The organism is Streptomyces sp. NPDC051569 (genome assembly GCF_044454085.1).
In the GTDB taxonomy this organism is placed as follows: Bacteria; Actinomycetota; Actinomycetes; order Streptomycetales; family Streptomycetaceae; genus Streptomyces.
The window spans coordinates 20,016-36,512 of the sequence record NZ_JBITDJ010000015.1 but is presented as its reverse complement, the minus strand read 5'-3'; the positions used below and the strand labels follow the sequence as shown (position 1 = coordinate 36,512).

Below are 16,497 nucleotides of genomic sequence, written 5' to 3'. Positions count from 1 at the left end.
AGCGGGATGTCGGAGAGCGGGATGTCGGAGAGCAGTACGGCGCAGAGCGGCACGGCCCGGACCGGACCGGTCCAGCGCGGCACCGCGGAAAGCAAGGCGCCGGAAGACAGCACGCCGGAGATCGCCGGGGCCCCTTACCGGCCGACCGCACGCACCGTCCCCACGCGCTCGCGCGAGCGGGCCGCGTACGACCGGGAGCTGGTGCACCGCATTCTCGACGAGGCGTATGTCTGCCATCTCGGTTTCGTCCGCGACGGCGCCCCGGTCGTCCTGCCGACGCTCTACGGCAGGGTGGACGAGCGGCTGTACGTCCACGGCTCGACCGGCTCGCGCCCTCTGCGGATGGCGGGACGGCAGGACGCCGAGGGACGGGCTGACGGGCAGGCCGACGACCCCGGCCTCGCGGTCTGCCTGACCGTGACCCATGTCGACGGCCTGGTGCTGGCCCGGTCCGCCTTCCACCACTCCATCAACTACCGCTCCGTGGTGGTGCACGGCATCGCCCGCCAGGTGACCGACCCGCAGGAGCGGAGCACCGCCCTCGACGCCATCGTCGACCACGTGGTGCCCGGCCGGTCCCGCGACTCACGCCCGGCCAACGCCCGTGAGCTGGCAGCGACCGCCGTGCTCCGCCTCGACCTCGACGAGGTCTCCGCCAAGGTCCGTACGGGCGGCCCGAACGACGAGCCGGAGGACACCACCCTTCCGTACTGGACCGGTGTCGTACCCGTCGTGCGCGGCTACGGCACGCCGGTCCCGGCCGACGACCTGGACCCGGCCGTCCCGGTGCCCGGCTATCTCTCCGCGCTCTGAGGAAGCCCGCCGGACTCGTCCACCCCTGAACGCCGCCCCGGGACGCCTCCTCCGGCAACCGTTCGTGCCACCGGAGCCCCGCGGACGCGGGCCGGGCAGAGAACCTAGACCCTGTCGGGTGAGGTGGTGCGGGCGGCGAACGGCGGCGCGACCTCGACCGCCGCTCCGCCGGCCACCGGCCCGGACGGCCCCGCCGGCGCCTCAGGTGTCGAGGACTGGGCGATGACGGCACCGATGAGCACCACCGTGCCGCCGATGATCTGGGGAGCCGAGAGGTGTTCCCGCAGCAGGACCCAGGCCAGCACGGTCGCGATGACCGCCTCCAGACAGGCGACCACACCCGCCACCTGTGGCGAGAGGCTGCGTACGGAGATCACCCCGGTCACATAGGCGAGCACGGTCGCGATCAGCACGACCCAGCCGAGCAGCAGGGCCGCGGACACCTGCGATCCGCCCAGATCGGCGCTGCCGGCGAGCAGCGACCAGTCCATCCGCCAGGGGCGGGCGACGGCGGTCAGGATGACGGTTCCGACGAGCAGCCCGTACGCGATCACGCCCAGCGGATCCGGTGCGTCCTCGGCGTCGCTGCCCTGGTCGGACAGGACGAAGTAACCGACCTGGCAGCCGGCGGCGGCGAGCGCGAGCAGCACCCCGACCGGGTCGAAACCCAGTCCGGCCCAGACCTCGACCACGCAGGCGAGTCCGCCCACCGCCAGGACGACCCCGACCGCGGCGGCGCGGGTGACGGGCCGGCGCTGGACGAAACGGACCCACAGGAGGACGAGCGCCGGAGCGAGATATTCGATGAGCAGCGCGACGCCGACCGGGATACGGGAGATCGCGGCGAAATAGCAGGCCTGGACGCCCGCCACGGCGAGCAGGCCGAATCCCGCGAGCAGCGCGGGCTTGCGGCGCACCAGCGCACGGTGGCGCCAGGCCACCGGCAGCATGACCAGAGCGGCGCCGGCGACCCGCAGCCAGACCACGTGGAGCGGGTCGAGTCCCGCTTCGATCAGCGGCTTGGCCGCGACGCCCGAACTGCCGAATGCGAACGCCGACGGCAGGGCGAGTCCCAGGCCGCCGTTCCTCCCCTGAGACACGTGCATGACGCCATCATGGCAGGTGGCGTCAGGAGCTTCATCCTCGTGACACCTGTCGGGGCCCGGGAGACAGCCGCCCGGACAGCGCCCGCGTGTCCACTCCGGCCCGTTCGAGCACCTGGACCGCCCGACAGGCCGGATCCGAGGCGAGGGCGGCGAGCAGTTCGAGCCCGCCGGACGGGGACGCCCCGCGCAGCGCCGCGCGTTCCAGCGCGCCCCTCATGGCGGAGACGGCGGGTGGCGACCAGCCCGCCACGGCGTCCTCCCGTACGAGGGGGGCGGCCCCGGAGTCCTCCACCGTCCCGTGCCAGCGCAGGCCGTAGCCGATGCTCCGCTGTACGAGGTAGCCGAGGACCCGGGCCGGCTGGGGGCCGCCGCCGAACGCCGCCCGTACGCCGGGGTCCGTCTCCAGCAGTGAGTGCAGCAGATGAGCGGTGTCGATCTGCCCATCGCCGTCGCGGTGGGCTCTACGGCGCGCACCGGCGACGACCGGGGCCAGCTCCGGGGTGAACCCGGCTTCGGCCTCGGCAAGGTTGGGCGCGAAACCGGCCCGGCCCGGCGCGAACCTTGCTCGGTCCGGCGAGAAAGCAGCTCGGCCCGGCGAGAACCCTGCTCGGCCCGGCGAGAAAGCAGCTCGGCCCGGCGAGAAATCAGCCTGCCCCGGCACCGAGGCGGCTCGGGTCGCGGAGGGCTGTTCGGGCAGGCGCGGCGGAGGGCTTTGCACCGTCCCACCCCATCAGTCCACTCCTGTCGGCGACATCCCCGGCGGGGAGCATCTTCACCTCCCACCGGAGTTGGGTACATCTGAACGGGTTGTCATCCCAAGGAATGAGATCGGACCACTTCTCCCCCAAGAGGGCGCACGCCGCCCGGCCTGACCTCGCCTCCGCATTCTCCGTGCGGACCGAAGAGGCCCCGTGGCATCAGCCACGGGGCCCACAATCCACGCCGACCGGCGGTCAGTCCTCGTCGGCGAGGATCAGATACAGCTTCTTGCGGGACTCGTTGATGACCGCGAGAGCCTTCTGCCGCTGCTCGGGCGTGCCGGTCTTCCAGACCTGTCCGAACGCCTCCATCAGGCCGAAGCCGGCCTGCCGGATCTCGTTCATCGTGTCCCAGTCGACGCCGCGCCCGGCCTCTTCCCACGGGGCCTCGGGCCCCGATTCGGCCTCGGCGCCGCCGGCCTCGGTGAGCGTGAACAGCTTCTTGCCGCCCTCGCTCCGACTGGTGATCAGCCCCTCGTCCTCCAGCAGTTGGAGCGTCGGATAGACCGAGCCGGGACTGGGCCGCCAGGCCCCGCCGCTGCGCTCGCCGATCTCCTGGATCATCTCGTAGCCGTGCATCGGCCGGTCCTTGAGCAGCGCCAGGATGGAGGCGCGTACGTCACCGCGCCGCGCCCGTCCCCGGCCACCGCCGTGTCCCCGGCCGCCACCGCCGAACGGGCCGCCGAAGGGCGGACCGAAGGGCCCAAAGGCACCCCGCCGCCTCTCGAAGCCGTCCCGGCCTTCATGACCGGGTCCGCAGTGACCGGGTCCCGGCCCGTGCTCGTGTCCATGTCCATGTGAACGCATCGCTACGCTCCTCTCATCTTTGATCTGTCGCGATGCGTCAACGATATATCGGAATACTTCGTTTGACAAACACCCTTCCGGCCCTTCTTGACCTGTGCCGGTGAACGTTGATCGATGGCCACTGAGGCCAAGGACACCCATTGGTGGCTCTGTCGTTTCGCACCGACAGGTCTCGTTAGGATCTCCTGATCATGGACATGATGATGGGGAACGAGATGATCGCCATCCCACCGGGGCAGGTGACACTGTCGGACCGGCGGACACAGCGCAGTTGGTCGGTCGAGCTCGCGCCCTACCAGCTCGCGGCATCCCCGGTCACCCAGGCGTTGTACGCACAGATCACAGGCCAGCGGCCGAGTGCCACCCCTGGGGACCAGGTGCCCGTCGAGTGCGTCTCCTGGTGGGACGCGGCGCGGTTCTGCAACGCCCTGTCCCAGTACGCCGGCTGCACGCCCGCGTACCACTTGGGTGCCGAGGCCGAAGAAATCGAGTGGGACGCGTCCGCCGACGGGTATCGGCTGCCGACCGAAGCCGAGTGGGAGCACGCCTGCCGTGCCGGGACGACCGGGCCGCGCTACGGGGAACTCGACGAGATCGGCTGGTACCGCGGCAACTCGCATGAGCGCATCCACGAGGTGGGCGGCAAGCGCCCCAACCCGTGGGGGCTTTACGACATGCTCGGCAACGTCTGGGACTGGTGCTGGGATGTCTACGATGCCGAGGTCTATGGCGCCTACCGGGTGCTCCGCGGCGGTGGTTGGTTCGATGAACAGTGGAGTTGCCGGGCCTCCGCGCGGCGCCGCAGCCACCCGACTTTCCAGGTCGACGACGTGGGATTCCGCGTCGCGCGTTGCGTCGTACGCTGAGCTACGTCGTGTGCGAAGGCCCTCTGTCGGCCAACCATGACAGGGTCGGAGGGGACCACTTGGGCAGCGAGAACGGGGACCACGTCGCTCCGTTCATGAAGACGGTGGATACGGTTTGCGGCCCGGCCCGCGCGGGTTCGATCTGGCGATAGCGTCATCCTCATGACGGCTGAAGACGAGGCGCTGGTCGGCGGGATGGTGAACGCGGGGGCGGTCTTCCGCCGGGGGGAGTTGGTGGAGCGACCGGCACCGCGCAACGCGCGCGCCCTGCATGCCTATCTCCTTGCGCTGAAGGAGCACGGCTTCGACGAGGCGCCGGGCCCCTGTCGGTCTCATCGCGGATGGCCGTGAGCAGCTGACTTTCATCCCTGGCGACGTGGCTCTGCCGCCGTTCCCGGACTGGGCGATGACAAGTCCTGCCCTCGAATCGGTGGGGAGCCTGCTGCGGCGTCTGCATGAGGCCGGCGCGGCCGTCGCGGTCGACACCCGCGCCGAGTGGCCCCCGGACCTCGCCGACCCGGAGGGGGGAACGATGGTGTGCCACAACGATGTGTGCCCGGAAAACGTCGTCTTCCGCGACGGTCGTGCCGCGGCCCTGATCGATTTCGACTTGGCGGCCCCGGGCCGTGCCCTCTGGGACATCGCCATGACCGCCCGCTATTGGGTGCCCATGCGTGATCCCGAGTCCACGGCCGCTCTCCATCCCCCTGGGCTGGATGCGGCCGCACGGCTGCGGATTCTCGCCGACGGCTATGGCCTCGCGGCGGGGGACCGCGCCGAGTTGCCCGGCGTCATCGAGCAGGCCACGGAGGTCTGCCGGGCCTTCGTCGCCCGCCGCGTGGCCGGCGGAGACCCCGTCTATCTCCAGGCGTTGGCCGAGCGTGGTGGATGGGAACGCTGGGACCGCGTGCAGACCTGGCTGGTGGACCACCGCAAGACGTTCACGGCTGCCCTGCTGAACTGACCGGCCCGGGCCTGGTCGCCACCATGGAGAAGACCCTCGCCCTACGGTGGCATGATCTATCTGCCCGAGGACGCGGTGGAGCTGCTGCTGGCCCGGATCAGCGCGCAGTCGGCGGCAGGCAGTCGGATGGGGCTGACATTGGGCTCGCGCGGCGTGATCGAGCGCTTCGGCGCGGACGCCGAGCCGGGATCGGCGGCGTCCATGTGGGTCTCGGAGACGCCCAACGACCCGGTGGGCTGGCTGGCCGGGCACGGCTGGGAGGCCGACAGTTACACCTTGCGCGAGCGCGCTGCCGCATACGGCCGCCCGATCAGCACCCCTCCGCAGCGCGAGGAGCGGCCCGGCGGACTGATCTCGGCGGTCCGCCGGTAAAGCGCCTCCACGCGGTCGAAATTCGGTGGCAATCGGTCAAGGTTCACTGGCACACGGCACTCCCTTGTCCCGTCTCAGGTGATCTGGTCCGGTTCGCTCGTCATCTCAGGCGATCTGGCTCCTTGACGCTGCTTACCTCAAGCGAGACCCCACCCCGCACGCCGTGGAACCCGGGGATCTCGGTGAACGGCACGCGCCGCGCCAATACGGTGGGCCGATGACGTCGATCAAGAAGTTCCAAGTCACCTTCGACTGCGCAGGACCTGAACGCCTCGCTCGTTTCTGGTGCGAGGTGTTGGGGTACGTCGTACCGCCGCCGCCGGAGGGGTTCGTCACCTGGGACGACTTCAAGGGCTCGCAGTCACCTGAGCAGCGGGATTCTTGGTTCGCCTGCGTTGATCCCTCAGGTGTGGGCCCGCGGCTGTACTTCCAGCGCGTCCCCGAGGGGAAGGCCGCCAAGAACCGGGTGCATCTTGATGTGCGGGTCGGCACCGGACTCGTGGGTGAAGAGCGCCTCGCCGCACTTGAGGCCGAATGCGCACGGTTGGTCCCGCTTGGCGCGGTACACGTGCAAACGCTGTATGACGGCAACGATGCGTGCATCCCGATGCTGGACCCCAACACCTCTGACTACCAGTTCTGAGCATACCGGCAGGTCAGCCCCAACGACAGCGCCCCGCCCGGCACTTGGCCGCACGGGGCGTTTTGCTGTCTGCGGACCGCTGGTCAGTCGTCGTGAGCCTCGCCCGAGAAGATGTCTCGCGCCATGGCCGCAACCACCTCGCGGCGGGTCCGGCCAGTTGCTATCGGGGGACGCGAACGCTTTCGCCGAACTCGAAGACGCGAGAGTCGCCCGCGCCGAGCCGGTCGATGGGCTGGCCGTAGCACCTGTCGTTGTCGAAGACGTAGACAAGTGTGTCGGTCTCGTTGTTCACCGACAGGGGCCAGAAGTTGCCCGTGTAGCAGCCTTGCGCGGGATCGGTGTAGGTCTGCCCGCTGACTGTCAGTGTGCCCTCAGCGGCCCAGGCTGAGCCGGACAGGCCCAGGGCCAGCGAACCGGCCATTACCAAACTGCCCAGTGCGGTTGCAGTACGTCGCATGCGATTCCTCCTGTAAGTCGGGGAGGGCGGACATCGCCCCCGCATGCTCTGAGTATGCAACTGACTACATTTAGTGACTGCTCTCGACTCGCCGAGTCCGCCAGCAGTCGGAGTGGAACAAACACAGAAGCCCCGCCCGGCACTTGGCCGCACGGGGCGCCTTGCGTTTGGTCACTTACAGAACGACGACTTAACGGCGGTCACCATGTCGGCGGCCTGGTCGTCAGTGAGGCTTGGCACGGTGCGGAATCTGTGGGAACGCCGGTACGTCTATACCGTGCCCCAGCGAGGGACCTACGTTGCGGAGCGGAGCGAGTCAGCCGGCGAGAACGAGCGCCAGGACGGCTAAGGGCCGTCCAGGTCGTCATGTCCTGAGAGCAAAGGTGGGCGGGCGTCCGACAGGAACGCGCGGGGCGTGACGCCGGACAGGATGTCTCTCAGCGCTTCGCGGAGGGGGTCCACGACTTCAAATGAGGGGTCTGATGCACGATCCGGGTGACATCTGAACTGGCTTGCCCTGTAGGGCAGGTGGGAAGGATGTCGCTGTGCCCAAGCCTTATCCGGAAGAGTTCCGCGAGGATGTCGTGCGGGTCGCGAGGAACCGCGGCCCGGGTGTGACGGTCGAGCAGGTGGCCGCCGACTTCGGCGTTCACGCGATGACGCTGTGGAAGTGGATGCGCCGGGCGGACGTCGACGCCGGGACGAAGCCCGGTACGACTGGCCAGGAGAGCACGGAACTGCGCGAAGCACGTCGGCGGATCAAGCTGCTGGAGCAGGAGAACGAGGTCCTGCGCCGGGCTGCGGCCTACCTCTCGCAGGCATACCTGCCGGGAAAAGGATCTACCCGCTCGTGAGAGAGCTGGCCGTGGACGGGGTTCCCGTCACGGTTGCGTGCCGGGTCCTGAAGCTCGCCAGACAGCCCTACTATCGCTGGCTCGACAAGCCGGTGACCGACGCTGCGGTCGAGGAGGCGTATCGCTCAAACGCGTTGTTCGACGCCCACCGCGAGGACCCGGAGTTCGGTTACCGCTTCCTGGCCGACGAAGCACGAGTCACGGGAGCCGGCATGGCGGACCGGACCGCGTGGCGGATCTGCCGGGACAACCGCTGGTGGAGCGTGTTCGGCAAAAAACGCGGCAGGGTCAAGAAGGCCGGTCCGCCAGTGCACGACGACCTCGTCCGCCGCGACTTCACCGCAGATGGCCCGAACAGGCTCTGGCTCACCGACATCACCGAACATCCCACAGCGGAAGGGAAGCTGTATCTCTGCGCGATCAAGGACGTCTTCAGCAAGAGGATCGTGGGCTACTCGATCGACGAGCGGATGAAGTCCCGCCTGGCCGTCGCCGCCCTGGACAACGCTGCTGCCCGGCGTGACAGCGTCGCCGGGTGTGTCCTGCACAGCGATCGCGGGTCGCAGTTCCGGTCCCGGAAATTCGTCCGCGCACTCGGCCACCACCAGATCGTCGGCTCGATAGGACGGGTCGGAGCGGCGGGCGACAACGCAGCCATGGAGTCCTTCTTCAGCCTGCTGCAGAAGAACGTCCTCGACCGCCGCACGTGGGCCACCCGCCAGGAACTGCGGATCGCCATCGTGACCTGGATCGAGAAGACCTACCACCGGCGCCGTCGACAAGCCGCACTCGGCCGACTGACCCCCGTCGAATTCGAAACCGTCATGACCACACCGGCCCTCCAGGCCGCGTGACTGAACTTGTCACCCAACCCTGCACCAGACCCGAGTGCCCGGCGGGATGAGTTGCGAAGAGTCCGCATGCCTCGTCCCGGTCGGGGCGGTAGACGCCGCACCACGGCAGGAATTCGATACGCCTGCTGTCCGTGTTCCAGCGTGCCCAGACAGCACCGCCCTGCTCATCCTCCATCCACAGCAGTTGCGCATGGTCGTCGTCGTGCTCGCCGAGTTCGCAGGACACATAGGCGGTGTTGGCGGGGCGTTCGGGTGTGGCCTGCTCGGTGATGTAGTCGGGGGCGGGCAGCAGAGTGACAGCGGTGCATTGCAGCATGGCGCTTCCTTGGGAAGGCGAGTCAGCGACGGGATGATCATTCGCTGTCGGTGGCCAGGCATGCGGGACAGTTGACGGCGCGTAGCCACACTTCGGTCACCCCGCCGGGGTGACCTGCCCCACACACCGCTTTGCGGGGGTGGTTGTCCAGGACTCGCAGTTTGTGGACCGTCAGCACTTCGTCCCCGACCGTGCCCGCCACGGTCACCGGCGGTTTGTCCGTCATGCGTTTCATGCCTTTCGCGTTGCTGGGGAGTGTGGTTCGGCTCCGCGTGCGTGGGCCACGATCCGTTCGTGCAGGCGCCTGATGCACGGTCCGCAGTAGTAGAGATCGGCAACGACGTTTCCCGCCGTCTGCGCGGGGCCGAGCCACAGAACGCGCGCCCACGGGCGTTCGCACCAGCCCCAGCACGGCCCCCACACCCAGCGGTTTCCGTCGTCGGTGCCAGCCGGCGAGGGGAAACCGCCGAACACGTCCGGGTGCAGAACGCCAGACGGCATGGTGACGCTCACCGGTCACGCAATTCGTGGGTCATGGCCCCTGCAAGTTCGGCGAACGCCCTGTCGAAAACCCGCTGATCCCACTCCGCATGGAGAGCGTCGCGCCACTCGGCGGCGAACAGCGGGTCGGACTCAAGTCGTTGCAGCTCGGACATGAGCGCCCGCCGTTCACCGGACGTCGTCGAAAGCACCCACACGATCCGAGGAAACCGGAGCCGCAAAAAGACGTTCAAGGCGCCCGCAGCGAGGACGAACCACACCCACAGACGAATCACGCACTCGCCCCGTGATCCGCCGCACGGTGCCGGGCGAGCAAGACACGTTGGTCAACTGCCGCACTGCGATCGCGACGTTTGTTGGCGGAGGCTTCAGCCCGTCGCAGTTCCTCACACGCGGCGCACTCTGCCGCCTGGTTATCGGGGGCGGTCCCTTCGGGAACATGGATGGGGGTCACAGGACGGCCCCCCTGCTCCGCGCATTCTGACGCGCGTTCTCGGCACGCAGCCGCTCGGCGGGGGTCGGCTCCCGCAGACCGTCCGGCTCGGCCTCCCACTCGCGACCCCCACCGACCGGCCGCAGCAACCAGTACCGACCCGCGAGCCCTCGGAACTCTCCAGCCCGGTCGCCGTGTTCCGTGTCCACCACGAGCATCCCCACGGCGGGTACTTCTGACTCTGTCATCACTAGACCCCTGTCCCTTCCGCACTGTTCTGAGCTGTGTTCGCTCTAGGCAACAGCCCGGTTACACACGGCGCTACGCTTGTGAAGAGGCCAAGAGTTAAGAGCGCTAAGCAGCGAGAGCACGGGAGTTGGGGCCAGTGACGACACCGGAGCCGAACACGGGACTTGAGCGGCTGTACCGCGAGAGCGGATGGACCCTGCGGCAGTTCGCCCAAGCGGTGAACCGCATTGGCACGGAACGGGGGACCCCCCTCAAGTACCGGTCACCCTCGGTCCATCAGTGGCTGAACGGGCATTTGCCTAAGGAACCCACGCGGCCGATCATTCTTGAAGCGTTCGGCCGAAGGTTGCTCCGTCCCCTCACACATGCTGAGGCAGGGTTCCCCACACCTCCCGAAGGGTCAATCTCCCATCCGAGTACGGTGGATGGATTGCTCGACCTGGGGAGGCAAGATATGGACCCGTCCCGCCGTAGCATCGTGGGCGCGGCCCTGTTTTCCGTCGCTCTTTCCGTTCCCAACTGGCCGGACGTCGTAGGCCGGATGGAAATGGTCGGATCCGGTAAGCCGCTGAGCATAGGGATGGCCGATGTTGACATGGTCACCGCTATGACGGATCGCGTATCAGAACTGGATGATCAGTTCGGTGGGCGTCACGCTCGCCCAATGGCAGCCGCATTCCTCGTGAATACGGTTGCCCCGTATCTCCGAGCCGACGCTCCCGAACAAGTCCGCAAAGCGATGATGTCGGCCGCTTCCTTTCTCTGTTACCTGACCGGCTGGATGGCCGTAGATGAAGGTCTACACGGACTCGCTCAACGCTACTATCTCAAAGGGCTAGAACTGGCAGGCGCAAGTGCCGATCACTCGACTTATTGTCACATTCTGCGCGGCATGTCGGTGCAAGCCGCAGACCTAGGCCATGGCACCCCTGCCGTACGTTTCGCTAACGCCTCTTCGGCCGCATCGCCCAGATCCGGACCGCGCATGAATGCTTTCCTGTCTGGTCAACAAGCTCATGCTTTTGCGATTGCTGGCGACCGCGTAAACGCTCTCAGGAGCGTCCAAGAAACTGAAAAGTCGATGGAAAGGGCTGAGAGTTCTTCGGGCACATTCGGTGGATACAGCCCTGCCACAGTTGCGTACCACGTTGCTCAAGTTCGGCACGCGCTGGGTGATGTCTCGGGCAGCATCTCTTCTCTGCAACTTCACTTCAAATTGAGGGATTCGACTGACAGTCAAGTTTCTTCGTTGCGCTTTAGCTCTATGCTAGCGGAGCGGCAATTGGAGATTGGGCATTTGGAAGCCGCCTGTGGTACGTGGAATAAAGTGCTCGACCAATATCCTGCCATGCACTCAGACCGCGTAGACCGACATGCGGCAATGATTCCGTCCCTGTTGAACCCCTATCGAGGAAACCCACTGGCGCGAGAAACCCACGAACGGGCCACCCAAGCCCTCAAAAAATGAGAGAACCCCGCGCTCGCCGCCCCGAAGGGTGACGAGCGCGGGGGCTCCGTAATGCGGTCAGCCGTTCACGACTCCGGTAAGGCGGGCGGCAGCCTTTCCGCCGAACATGGCGAGTCCACAGTAGAAATCAATCCGGGTTCGGTAGACCGGCTTTTCGTGCGCCTCGCCCAGATCGGTTACCTGAATTCCGCCGTTGGTGAGACCAGTTATCCCGGTGTCCGCTTCGGAAGCACCGAAACGGACGGCGTACATGTCGCTGGTCCCCTTACCGTCCTCACGAACCGTAAGCGGAATTACGTCTGTTCCATCAAGATTCTGGCCGGCGTCCAGAAGGGGAATCCCGTTCCACGTGGGAGCAAGTTTCCCCCCGATTTCACTCATAAGGAGTTCACTGCCACCCAGGCGCCGGAATCCAGACTTAATCTTGGCGATTATCTCACTGTTGGTGTAGATGGCTCCGTTAGATCCACTGAGCCCGCGAACCCGCCCGACTAGGGAATCCAACGCGTCAAAGAATGTGTAACCACTGGCGACAGGGGCGACCCCATCCGCATCGACCACCTGTGATCCAATCAGCCTCTTTCGGAGACCGTCAAAACCCTTCGGGTTGACCATGACGTCACCGTTGAAGAACTGATCGGAAAAATGAACTGATGCCGCCTTGATCTTCATGTGCGTGTGAACGGCGCGCTGCTCATTGAGATTACTTCGCGTCTGGACAATGAACTTGTCAACATCCGCATCGCCACCAAGAATGGCGAGCGTTTCGATCCGCTGATTTAGCGCACCAACACTCTCCGGGTATGCCTCATTCACGGCACGGAAGGCAACACCCGGAAGCTTGGATTCTTCGCTGTACTTGTACGCGCTCCCCTGAACGTCGATAAGCGGAAGACGATCAAGGATCGGCGATTCCTGAACAAACATTTCGATTACGCCGAGCTTGAGCATGTCCTGAGTGAGCTTGCCGGATTCGGCAAGGGTAAGAGCCATCGATTACTTTCCTTTTTTTGGATCGAATGGATTTCTTCTGCCGATTTTTCGAGGCTCGGCAGCCCGCTAAAACGCTCAAATGAGCCACGCGAGTTTTTTGCCTCCCCCACGTTCTTTCTCCGGCAGGTGGCGGGGTCACCCCCTGGTCGGGGTCACGAGCGGCGAGGCTGGACGCGCTCGGCAGCCCACCCGCCGGGTTGGTGCTTCGCGGTCTCGCGGTTGTGGCACGACGCGCACAGCGGACGCAGACGAGACCACGCGTCCGGATCGGACACGCCACGTGCGACCAGCGAACGGCGCGACTCGGGGAAGTGGTCGGCAACCGTCGCAACGACGGAGCACAGCACGCACCACGGGTGCTTGTAGAGGTAGCGCGCCCGGATGCGTTCCCATCGGACGCCGTATCCCTTGGCCGTGGTCGTGCCCCTCGCCGCTTCCGCTTCCTTGGTGTGAGTAGGACACCGGCCGCCACGGGCGGTTAGCTCCGGACAGCCGGGGACGGTGCAAGGGGGGCGGGGTCTGCGGGGCCACGGGGGATCCCCTCCAATCCAGAGCGAGACTGATGCTGACCTGCGAAAATTCCGGAAGAGTTCCGGTGAAAGTCCGGTAAAAGGCCGCCAGAAGTCCGGTCAGAAGACCTGTTCTTCTCGGTGCGCTGCGTGATGGGCTGGACGCATGCAAGAGACATCACAGCCCGTTCCTGTCTTTGAACTCCGCTGCGGCAACGTGCTGCACGTGACGATCCAGCGCATCCCCGGATGGTTGGTGGCAGCCCTCGCCACGGCCACAGGAAGCGGGCTCGCGGCATGGCTCACGGCGCGATGACTGGTACAGGGCAGCCAGGGATAGGGGGCGTGGAGGATCGACCCCAGCGAGAGCATGGCGGTAGGCGTGGGGCGGACATTCCCTGCCCTGTCAGCCGAACGAGTGTCCCGGTATCTGCGGAATTTGACGTACCGCCCGAGACCGCGGTGTTCTGCGTCCATGCCCAAGCCAGCAAGCGGCAGCGCCGCACCCACAGACTCAGGCCGATCCTTCGAAGTCCGCGGAACCGGCTTCCACTTGAAGATTGATGCTCTCCCCGACGAACCAGTTGAGCGGCTCGTCCTTGCTCTCCGAATTGTCGGAACGCTGGGGGTGAACCTCTTCCTTACGTCGGCAGTGCTGGGAAGTCTTCGCCCGTCTTGACCAAGTGGCAGGCACAGCACAGGACTTGAACGTTCTGGTCTGAATCCTCGCCACCACGGCCGAGGGGCCGCGCATGGTCCACGTCGACCGAGCCGGCGAGGGCAACCGACCCGCACCGTGCACACCGGGCCCCACCACGGGCACCGACCAGAGCACGGAGCCGAGCGGCCCCCGAGTAGACAGCAGCGAGAACAGCGCGACGAGCACGCCGAGTACGAACCGCGGAACGGCTTTCGTAGACCTGATGGTGATGGTCACAGCGTCCCCGGCGAGTAACGGGCTCCGGACAGTCGATACAGCGCACGTTGCCCCCTCGTTCTCGTCGGCCTGGTCGTCGTCCTGGCGCTCGTCCTCGCTCGTGGTGGACGGGCTGAACACCCAACGTCCCGTCCCTGTGCGCCCCGCACGCCGTAGCGCTGCACTGTGGCGCCCTTCCTTGTCTGGCACCCCTCGCGGGGCATGGGGACCACACGGGCTTACGACCCCGTTCGGCGCCCGTGGTCGACGGGCGGTTACTGGTGGGCGGTGTGGTCCCCGCGCTCTGCCTCACGACCCCTGCGGCCACCCCGTATGGGTGCGTGGTGCACGGGCAGAGCTTCGGGTGAGGGTGGGCACTCGGTCCGCCGGTTCCGGGTTAGCGGGGTGCGCGGTAGTCCCTGGTCCCTCTCTCGGAAGTAGTAGGGACGGAAGGTCTCCCGCGCCGCTCGGGCTCCGGGTGTTCGTCGCGTCCCTGTCTCCGGGAGTAGTAGGGACGGAGAGATTCCCACCGGGACCGAGTGGTGACGGAGTGACGGTTGGGATGCCGTTTTCGTTTTCCCTTAGATTTTCTATGTGCATTCAAAAAAGTAGGTAGAACCGTCACTTCGTCACCGCTCATCCGCTGGTCGGCGGAGCCGCGTACGCCTGTCTGCGGGCATGGGAAAGCCCCGGCGGTCACGGGGACCAACCGGGGCCGTGCGGACCGGTCGTACTGCATCCCAGGACGAACCTGTAAAGCACCGGGCCTACTCCACACACTCCGTGTCGGTGCGGTCTACAGGCGAGCGTATCCCGTGCTTCGCAGCGCTACGCGGCGACCGGGACCATCTCGGTAGCGGGCTCCGTGAGCCGTACGGCACTGCCCGGCGTCGGGGGCACGTCCGTGCCGTTGGCTTCGGCGTCCACGATCTCAGCAACGGCGGCAAGCGCTTCTGCGGCGGGGTCCAGCTCTCCGGACATGGCGAACGTGACGCCCCGAGTATCGAGCTTCCGCCATCCGCCACGAACGCCCCGCCGTACGTCCAGCCGAACCCCTGCTTCAACGAGCATTGCTCGCCGGCCCGTGGTGTCCGCGCTCTCCCACTCGTCCGCGAACGTGCGTCCGGTCGGGGTCACGATGCACTGTGCCTCGCGCTTCTCGCGGGTTTCCAGGTCGGCTATCCGGTTGTCGAGTGCGTCCGCGCGTTCCTGCCACGCGTTCGCGGCGTGCCTCGACTTCTGGCGTCCCTTCTGTTCCTGGTGCTCGGCGAACTCGGCGAGGGTGGCGCGTAGTTCGGGCGCGGGGTCGTATCCGGGGATCTCGACAACGTGTGTGGTCTGGACGGAGCCGACCAGTCGCAGGAACTCGGCGGTCACGTGCTCGTCCGCCCAGTCGGCGCGGATGCTGGCGGGCAGCTCGCACGACTCGCCCCGTGCGTGGCTGTTGCACTTGTAGAAGTTGCTCACGCTGGCACCGTTGCGGGTCGGCTTGCTCATGTACATGCGGCCCCCGCAGTGATCGCAGTGGATGACCCGCAACAACAGCGCGTCCGTGTCACTGCGTTCGCGGTTGTCGATACTCCGCGCGTCCAGTACGGCGCCGATACGGTCGAACTCCTCGCGAGTGAGGATCGGGGCTTCGGTCGCCATGACCGGGTTGCCCTCGGCGTCACGGACCGGCTTGCCCTTGTGCATCTTCCAGCCGAGCAAGTTTTCGTTGCGCAGCAGTCGCGCGATGACAGCGCCAGTCCACTTGAAGACATCGCGCACGACGTGTTCGCCCTTTGCGCCGCCGGTCTTGCCACCCGTGGTGCGTTCCTTCTTCACTGCCCAGTGATCGCGAGGGCTCGGCACCTTGTCCACGTTGAGCGCCACGGAGATTGCCGAGATGGTCAAGCCTTCCAACAGCTCACGGACGATGCGCTCAATGACCGTCACGGCGTCCAGGTCCGGTACGAGCGTCCAGCCGATGCCGCCGTGTTCCTTGGGCATGGGGGCGGGCATGTAGCCGTACGACGGACGCGAGCCCCGCCACCGGAGCGGCATCCGGCGGATGGCTGCCATGGCGCCGAGCACGCGTTCACTGATGCTCTGCGACTCCACCTGAGCGGCGAATGCCAGCATGAGCATCTGTAGTTCGCTCATGGGGTCCATGGGGTTGCGGAAGTCAAAGACGAGCTTGCCGCCCCCGATGCCCTCGGCGAAGATCAGCATCTTCCGGTGCTGCCGCGCCCACTTCGCAAGGTCGTGCATGTCGCTCATGGATCGGATGGCACGGTCAAAGCGCCACCAGACAAGCGCGTCGTACTTGTCGGGGCGGGCGAGCCATGAGCCGAGCGCGGGCCGGTCGAACGGAGCGATCTTGCTTGCCGACACGTCAAGGTCGACTGCTTCGCGAAGCTGGTCACCCTCACCGAAGCTCACCCCGAGTTCGGCCGAAACCTTGTCGTCTGCTTCGCGCTGACGCTCGGGACTGGTCGTCTCATCGGTGAGCACGGAAAGGCGTACACACCGCACACCCCGGAGCGTTTCGGTTTCGAACACCGTGCCCGCGAGGGGGTTTCTTGCGCTGGTCGTCATCCCCTCGGTAGGGACGGACGGGTTCCCGCTACCGGGCT

Annotated in this window: 16 protein-coding genes and 2 pseudogenes; 7 read left to right on the top strand and 11 right to left on the bottom strand. The window is 66.6% G+C overall.

Annotation, left to right across the window (positions count from 1 at the left end; translation table 11 throughout):
• Window positions 1–6: 6 nt before the first annotated feature.
• Complete coding sequence (locus tag ACIBAE_RS20845) at window positions 7–813, top strand: pyridoxamine 5'-phosphate oxidase family protein (protein ID WP_399287509.1); 807 nt, start codon at window positions 7–9, stop codon at window positions 811–813.
• Between the two features lie 104 nt (window positions 814–917).
• On the opposite strand, the gene ACIBAE_RS20840 is transcribed toward ACIBAE_RS20845, so the two are convergent.
• The 3 genes from ACIBAE_RS20840 to ACIBAE_RS20830 form a co-directional block, all read right to left on the bottom strand.
• Entirely contained in the window at window positions 918–1,919 is a 1,002-nt protein-coding gene (locus ACIBAE_RS20840; protein WP_399287505.1) for an EamA family transporter, read from the bottom strand.
• A gap of 31 nt (window positions 1,920–1,950) precedes the next feature.
• Window positions 1,951–2,412 carry a Clp protease N-terminal domain-containing protein gene (locus ACIBAE_RS20835; RefSeq protein WP_399287839.1) on the bottom strand — a complete coding sequence of 154 codons (462 nt, stop codon included), beginning with the start codon at window positions 2,410–2,412 and terminating at the stop codon, window positions 1,951–1,953.
• A 460-nt stretch (window positions 2,413–2,872) separates the two neighbouring features.
• Window positions 2,873–3,484: a PadR family transcriptional regulator gene (locus ACIBAE_RS20830; protein WP_399287502.1), complete on the bottom strand. Its 612-nt coding sequence runs from the start codon at window positions 3,482–3,484 to the stop codon at window positions 2,873–2,875.
• Between the two features lie 191 nt (window positions 3,485–3,675).
• On the opposite strand from ACIBAE_RS20830, the gene ACIBAE_RS20825 reads away from it, so the two are divergent.
• The 4 genes and pseudogenes from ACIBAE_RS20825 (at window position 3,676) to ACIBAE_RS20810 (ending at window position 6,329) form a co-directional block, all read left to right on the top strand.
• The gene (locus tag ACIBAE_RS20825; protein ID WP_399287500.1) at window positions 3,676–4,350 is read left to right on the top strand and encodes a formylglycine-generating enzyme family protein; all 675 of its coding nucleotides are present in this window, start codon (window positions 3,676–3,678) and stop codon (window positions 4,348–4,350) included.
• Window positions 4,351–4,512: 162 nt separating this feature from the next.
• Window positions 4,513–5,314, top strand: a pseudogene (locus ACIBAE_RS20820) (phosphotransferase).
• 45 nt (window positions 5,315–5,359) lie between these two features.
• Window positions 5,360–5,686: pseudogene (locus ACIBAE_RS20815) on the top strand (SAM-dependent methyltransferase); the annotation flags it as partial.
• A gap of 217 nt (window positions 5,687–5,903) precedes the next feature.
• A complete protein-coding gene (locus ACIBAE_RS20810) occupies window positions 5,904–6,329 on the top strand; it encodes a VOC family protein (protein WP_399287497.1) in 426 nt (141 codons plus the stop codon).
• Between the two features lie 160 nt (window positions 6,330–6,489).
• Here ACIBAE_RS20810 and ACIBAE_RS20805 read toward each other — a convergent pair whose 3' ends face one another.
• The gene (locus ACIBAE_RS20805; protein WP_399287494.1) at window positions 6,490–6,786 is read right to left on the bottom strand and encodes a hypothetical protein; all 297 of its coding nucleotides are present in this window, start codon (window positions 6,784–6,786) and stop codon (window positions 6,490–6,492) included.
• Between the two features lie 545 nt (window positions 6,787–7,331).
• Here ACIBAE_RS20805 and ACIBAE_RS20800 point away from each other — a divergent pair.
• A protein-coding gene (locus ACIBAE_RS20800) for an IS3 family transposase (RefSeq protein ID WP_399287491.1) occupies window positions 7,332–8,494 on the top strand; the annotation gives its coding sequence in 2 pieces (ribosomal slippage) (window positions 7,332–7,616 and window positions 7,619–8,494; 1,161 coding nt in all).
• Here the strand turns inward: ACIBAE_RS20800 and ACIBAE_RS20795 are convergent.
• The 4 genes from ACIBAE_RS20795 to ACIBAE_RS20780 all read right to left on the bottom strand — a co-directional run bounded on the left by ACIBAE_RS20795 (window position 8,463) and on the right by ACIBAE_RS20780 (window position 9,992).
• The gene (locus ACIBAE_RS20795) at window positions 8,463–8,810 is read right to left on the bottom strand and encodes a hypothetical protein (protein ID WP_399287489.1); all 348 of its coding nucleotides are present in this window, start codon (window positions 8,808–8,810) and stop codon (window positions 8,463–8,465) included. The two genes, ACIBAE_RS20800 and ACIBAE_RS20795, sit on opposite strands and share 32 nt — an antisense overlap.
• Before the next feature lie 37 nt (window positions 8,811–8,847).
• Window positions 8,848–9,036 (bottom strand): hypothetical protein, encoded by a 189-nt coding sequence (locus tag ACIBAE_RS20790; protein WP_399287486.1) that lies wholly within the window; start codon window positions 9,034–9,036, stop codon window positions 8,848–8,850.
• A gap of 283 nt (window positions 9,037–9,319) precedes the next feature.
• Window positions 9,320–9,586 carry a hypothetical protein gene (locus ACIBAE_RS20785; protein WP_399287483.1) on the bottom strand — a complete coding sequence of 89 codons (267 nt, stop codon included), beginning with the start codon at window positions 9,584–9,586 and terminating at the stop codon, window positions 9,320–9,322.
• A 175-nt stretch (window positions 9,587–9,761) separates the two neighbouring features.
• Entirely contained in the window at window positions 9,762–9,992 is a 231-nt protein-coding gene (locus ACIBAE_RS20780; RefSeq protein ID WP_399287480.1) for a hypothetical protein, read from the bottom strand.
• A 137-nt stretch (window positions 9,993–10,129) separates the two neighbouring features.
• Here ACIBAE_RS20780 and ACIBAE_RS20775 point away from each other — a divergent pair, with 137 nt between their 5' ends.
• A complete protein-coding gene (locus ACIBAE_RS20775; protein ID WP_399287478.1) occupies window positions 10,130–11,461 on the top strand; it encodes a tetratricopeptide repeat protein in 1,332 nt (443 codons plus the stop codon).
• A gap of 57 nt (window positions 11,462–11,518) precedes the next feature.
• On the opposite strand, the gene ACIBAE_RS20770 is transcribed toward ACIBAE_RS20775, so the two are convergent.
• From ACIBAE_RS20770 to ACIBAE_RS20760, 3 genes are all read right to left on the bottom strand, one after another.
• Window positions 11,519–12,454 (bottom strand): major capsid protein, encoded by a 936-nt coding sequence (locus ACIBAE_RS20770; protein ID WP_399287475.1) that lies wholly within the window; start codon window positions 12,452–12,454, stop codon window positions 11,519–11,521.
• A gap of 1,150 nt (window positions 12,455–13,604) precedes the next feature.
• Window positions 13,605–13,724 (bottom strand): HNH endonuclease, encoded by a 120-nt coding sequence (locus tag ACIBAE_RS20765; protein ID WP_399287472.1) that lies wholly within the window; start codon window positions 13,722–13,724, stop codon window positions 13,605–13,607.
• Between the two features lie 983 nt (window positions 13,725–14,707).
• Window positions 14,708–16,459, bottom strand: coding sequence for a recombinase family protein (locus tag ACIBAE_RS20760; protein WP_399287469.1), 1,752 nt, complete (start codon window positions 16,457–16,459; stop codon window positions 14,708–14,710).
• Window positions 16,460–16,497 lie beyond the last annotated feature (38 nt).

Bases quoted from the DNA above. Each gene is read 5' to 3' on its own strand.
- ACIBAE_RS20845 (WP_399287509.1), top strand. From the start codon at position 7: ATGTCGGAGAGCGGGATGTCGGAGAGCAGTACGGCGCAGAGCGGCACG.
- ACIBAE_RS20840 (WP_399287505.1), bottom strand. From the start codon at position 1,919: ATGCACGTGTCTCAGGGGAGGAACGGCGGCCTGGGACTCGCCCTGCCG.
- ACIBAE_RS20830 (WP_399287502.1), bottom strand. From the start codon at position 3,484: ATGCGTTCACATGGACATGGACACGAGCACGGGCCGGGACCCGGTCAC.
- ACIBAE_RS20825 (WP_399287500.1), top strand. From the start codon at position 3,676: ATGGACATGATGATGGGGAACGAGATGATCGCCATCCCACCGGGGCAG.
- ACIBAE_RS20810 (WP_399287497.1), top strand. From the start codon at position 5,904: ATGACGTCGATCAAGAAGTTCCAAGTCACCTTCGACTGCGCAGGACCT.
- ACIBAE_RS20805 (WP_399287494.1), bottom strand. From the start codon at position 6,786: ATGCGACGTACTGCAACCGCACTGGGCAGTTTGGTAATGGCCGGTTCG.
- ACIBAE_RS20795 (WP_399287489.1), bottom strand. From the start codon at position 8,810: ATGCTGCAATGCACCGCTGTCACTCTGCTGCCCGCCCCCGACTACATC.
- ACIBAE_RS20790 (WP_399287486.1), bottom strand. From the start codon at position 9,036: ATGACGGACAAACCGCCGGTGACCGTGGCGGGCACGGTCGGGGACGAA.
- ACIBAE_RS20780 (WP_399287480.1), bottom strand. From the start codon at position 9,992: ATGACAGAGTCAGAAGTACCCGCCGTGGGGATGCTCGTGGTGGACACG.
- ACIBAE_RS20770 (WP_399287475.1), bottom strand. From the start codon at position 12,454: ATGGCTCTTACCCTTGCCGAATCCGGCAAGCTCACTCAGGACATGCTC.
- ACIBAE_RS20760 (WP_399287469.1), bottom strand. From the start codon at position 16,459: ATGACGACCAGCGCAAGAAACCCCCTCGCGGGCACGGTGTTCGAAACC.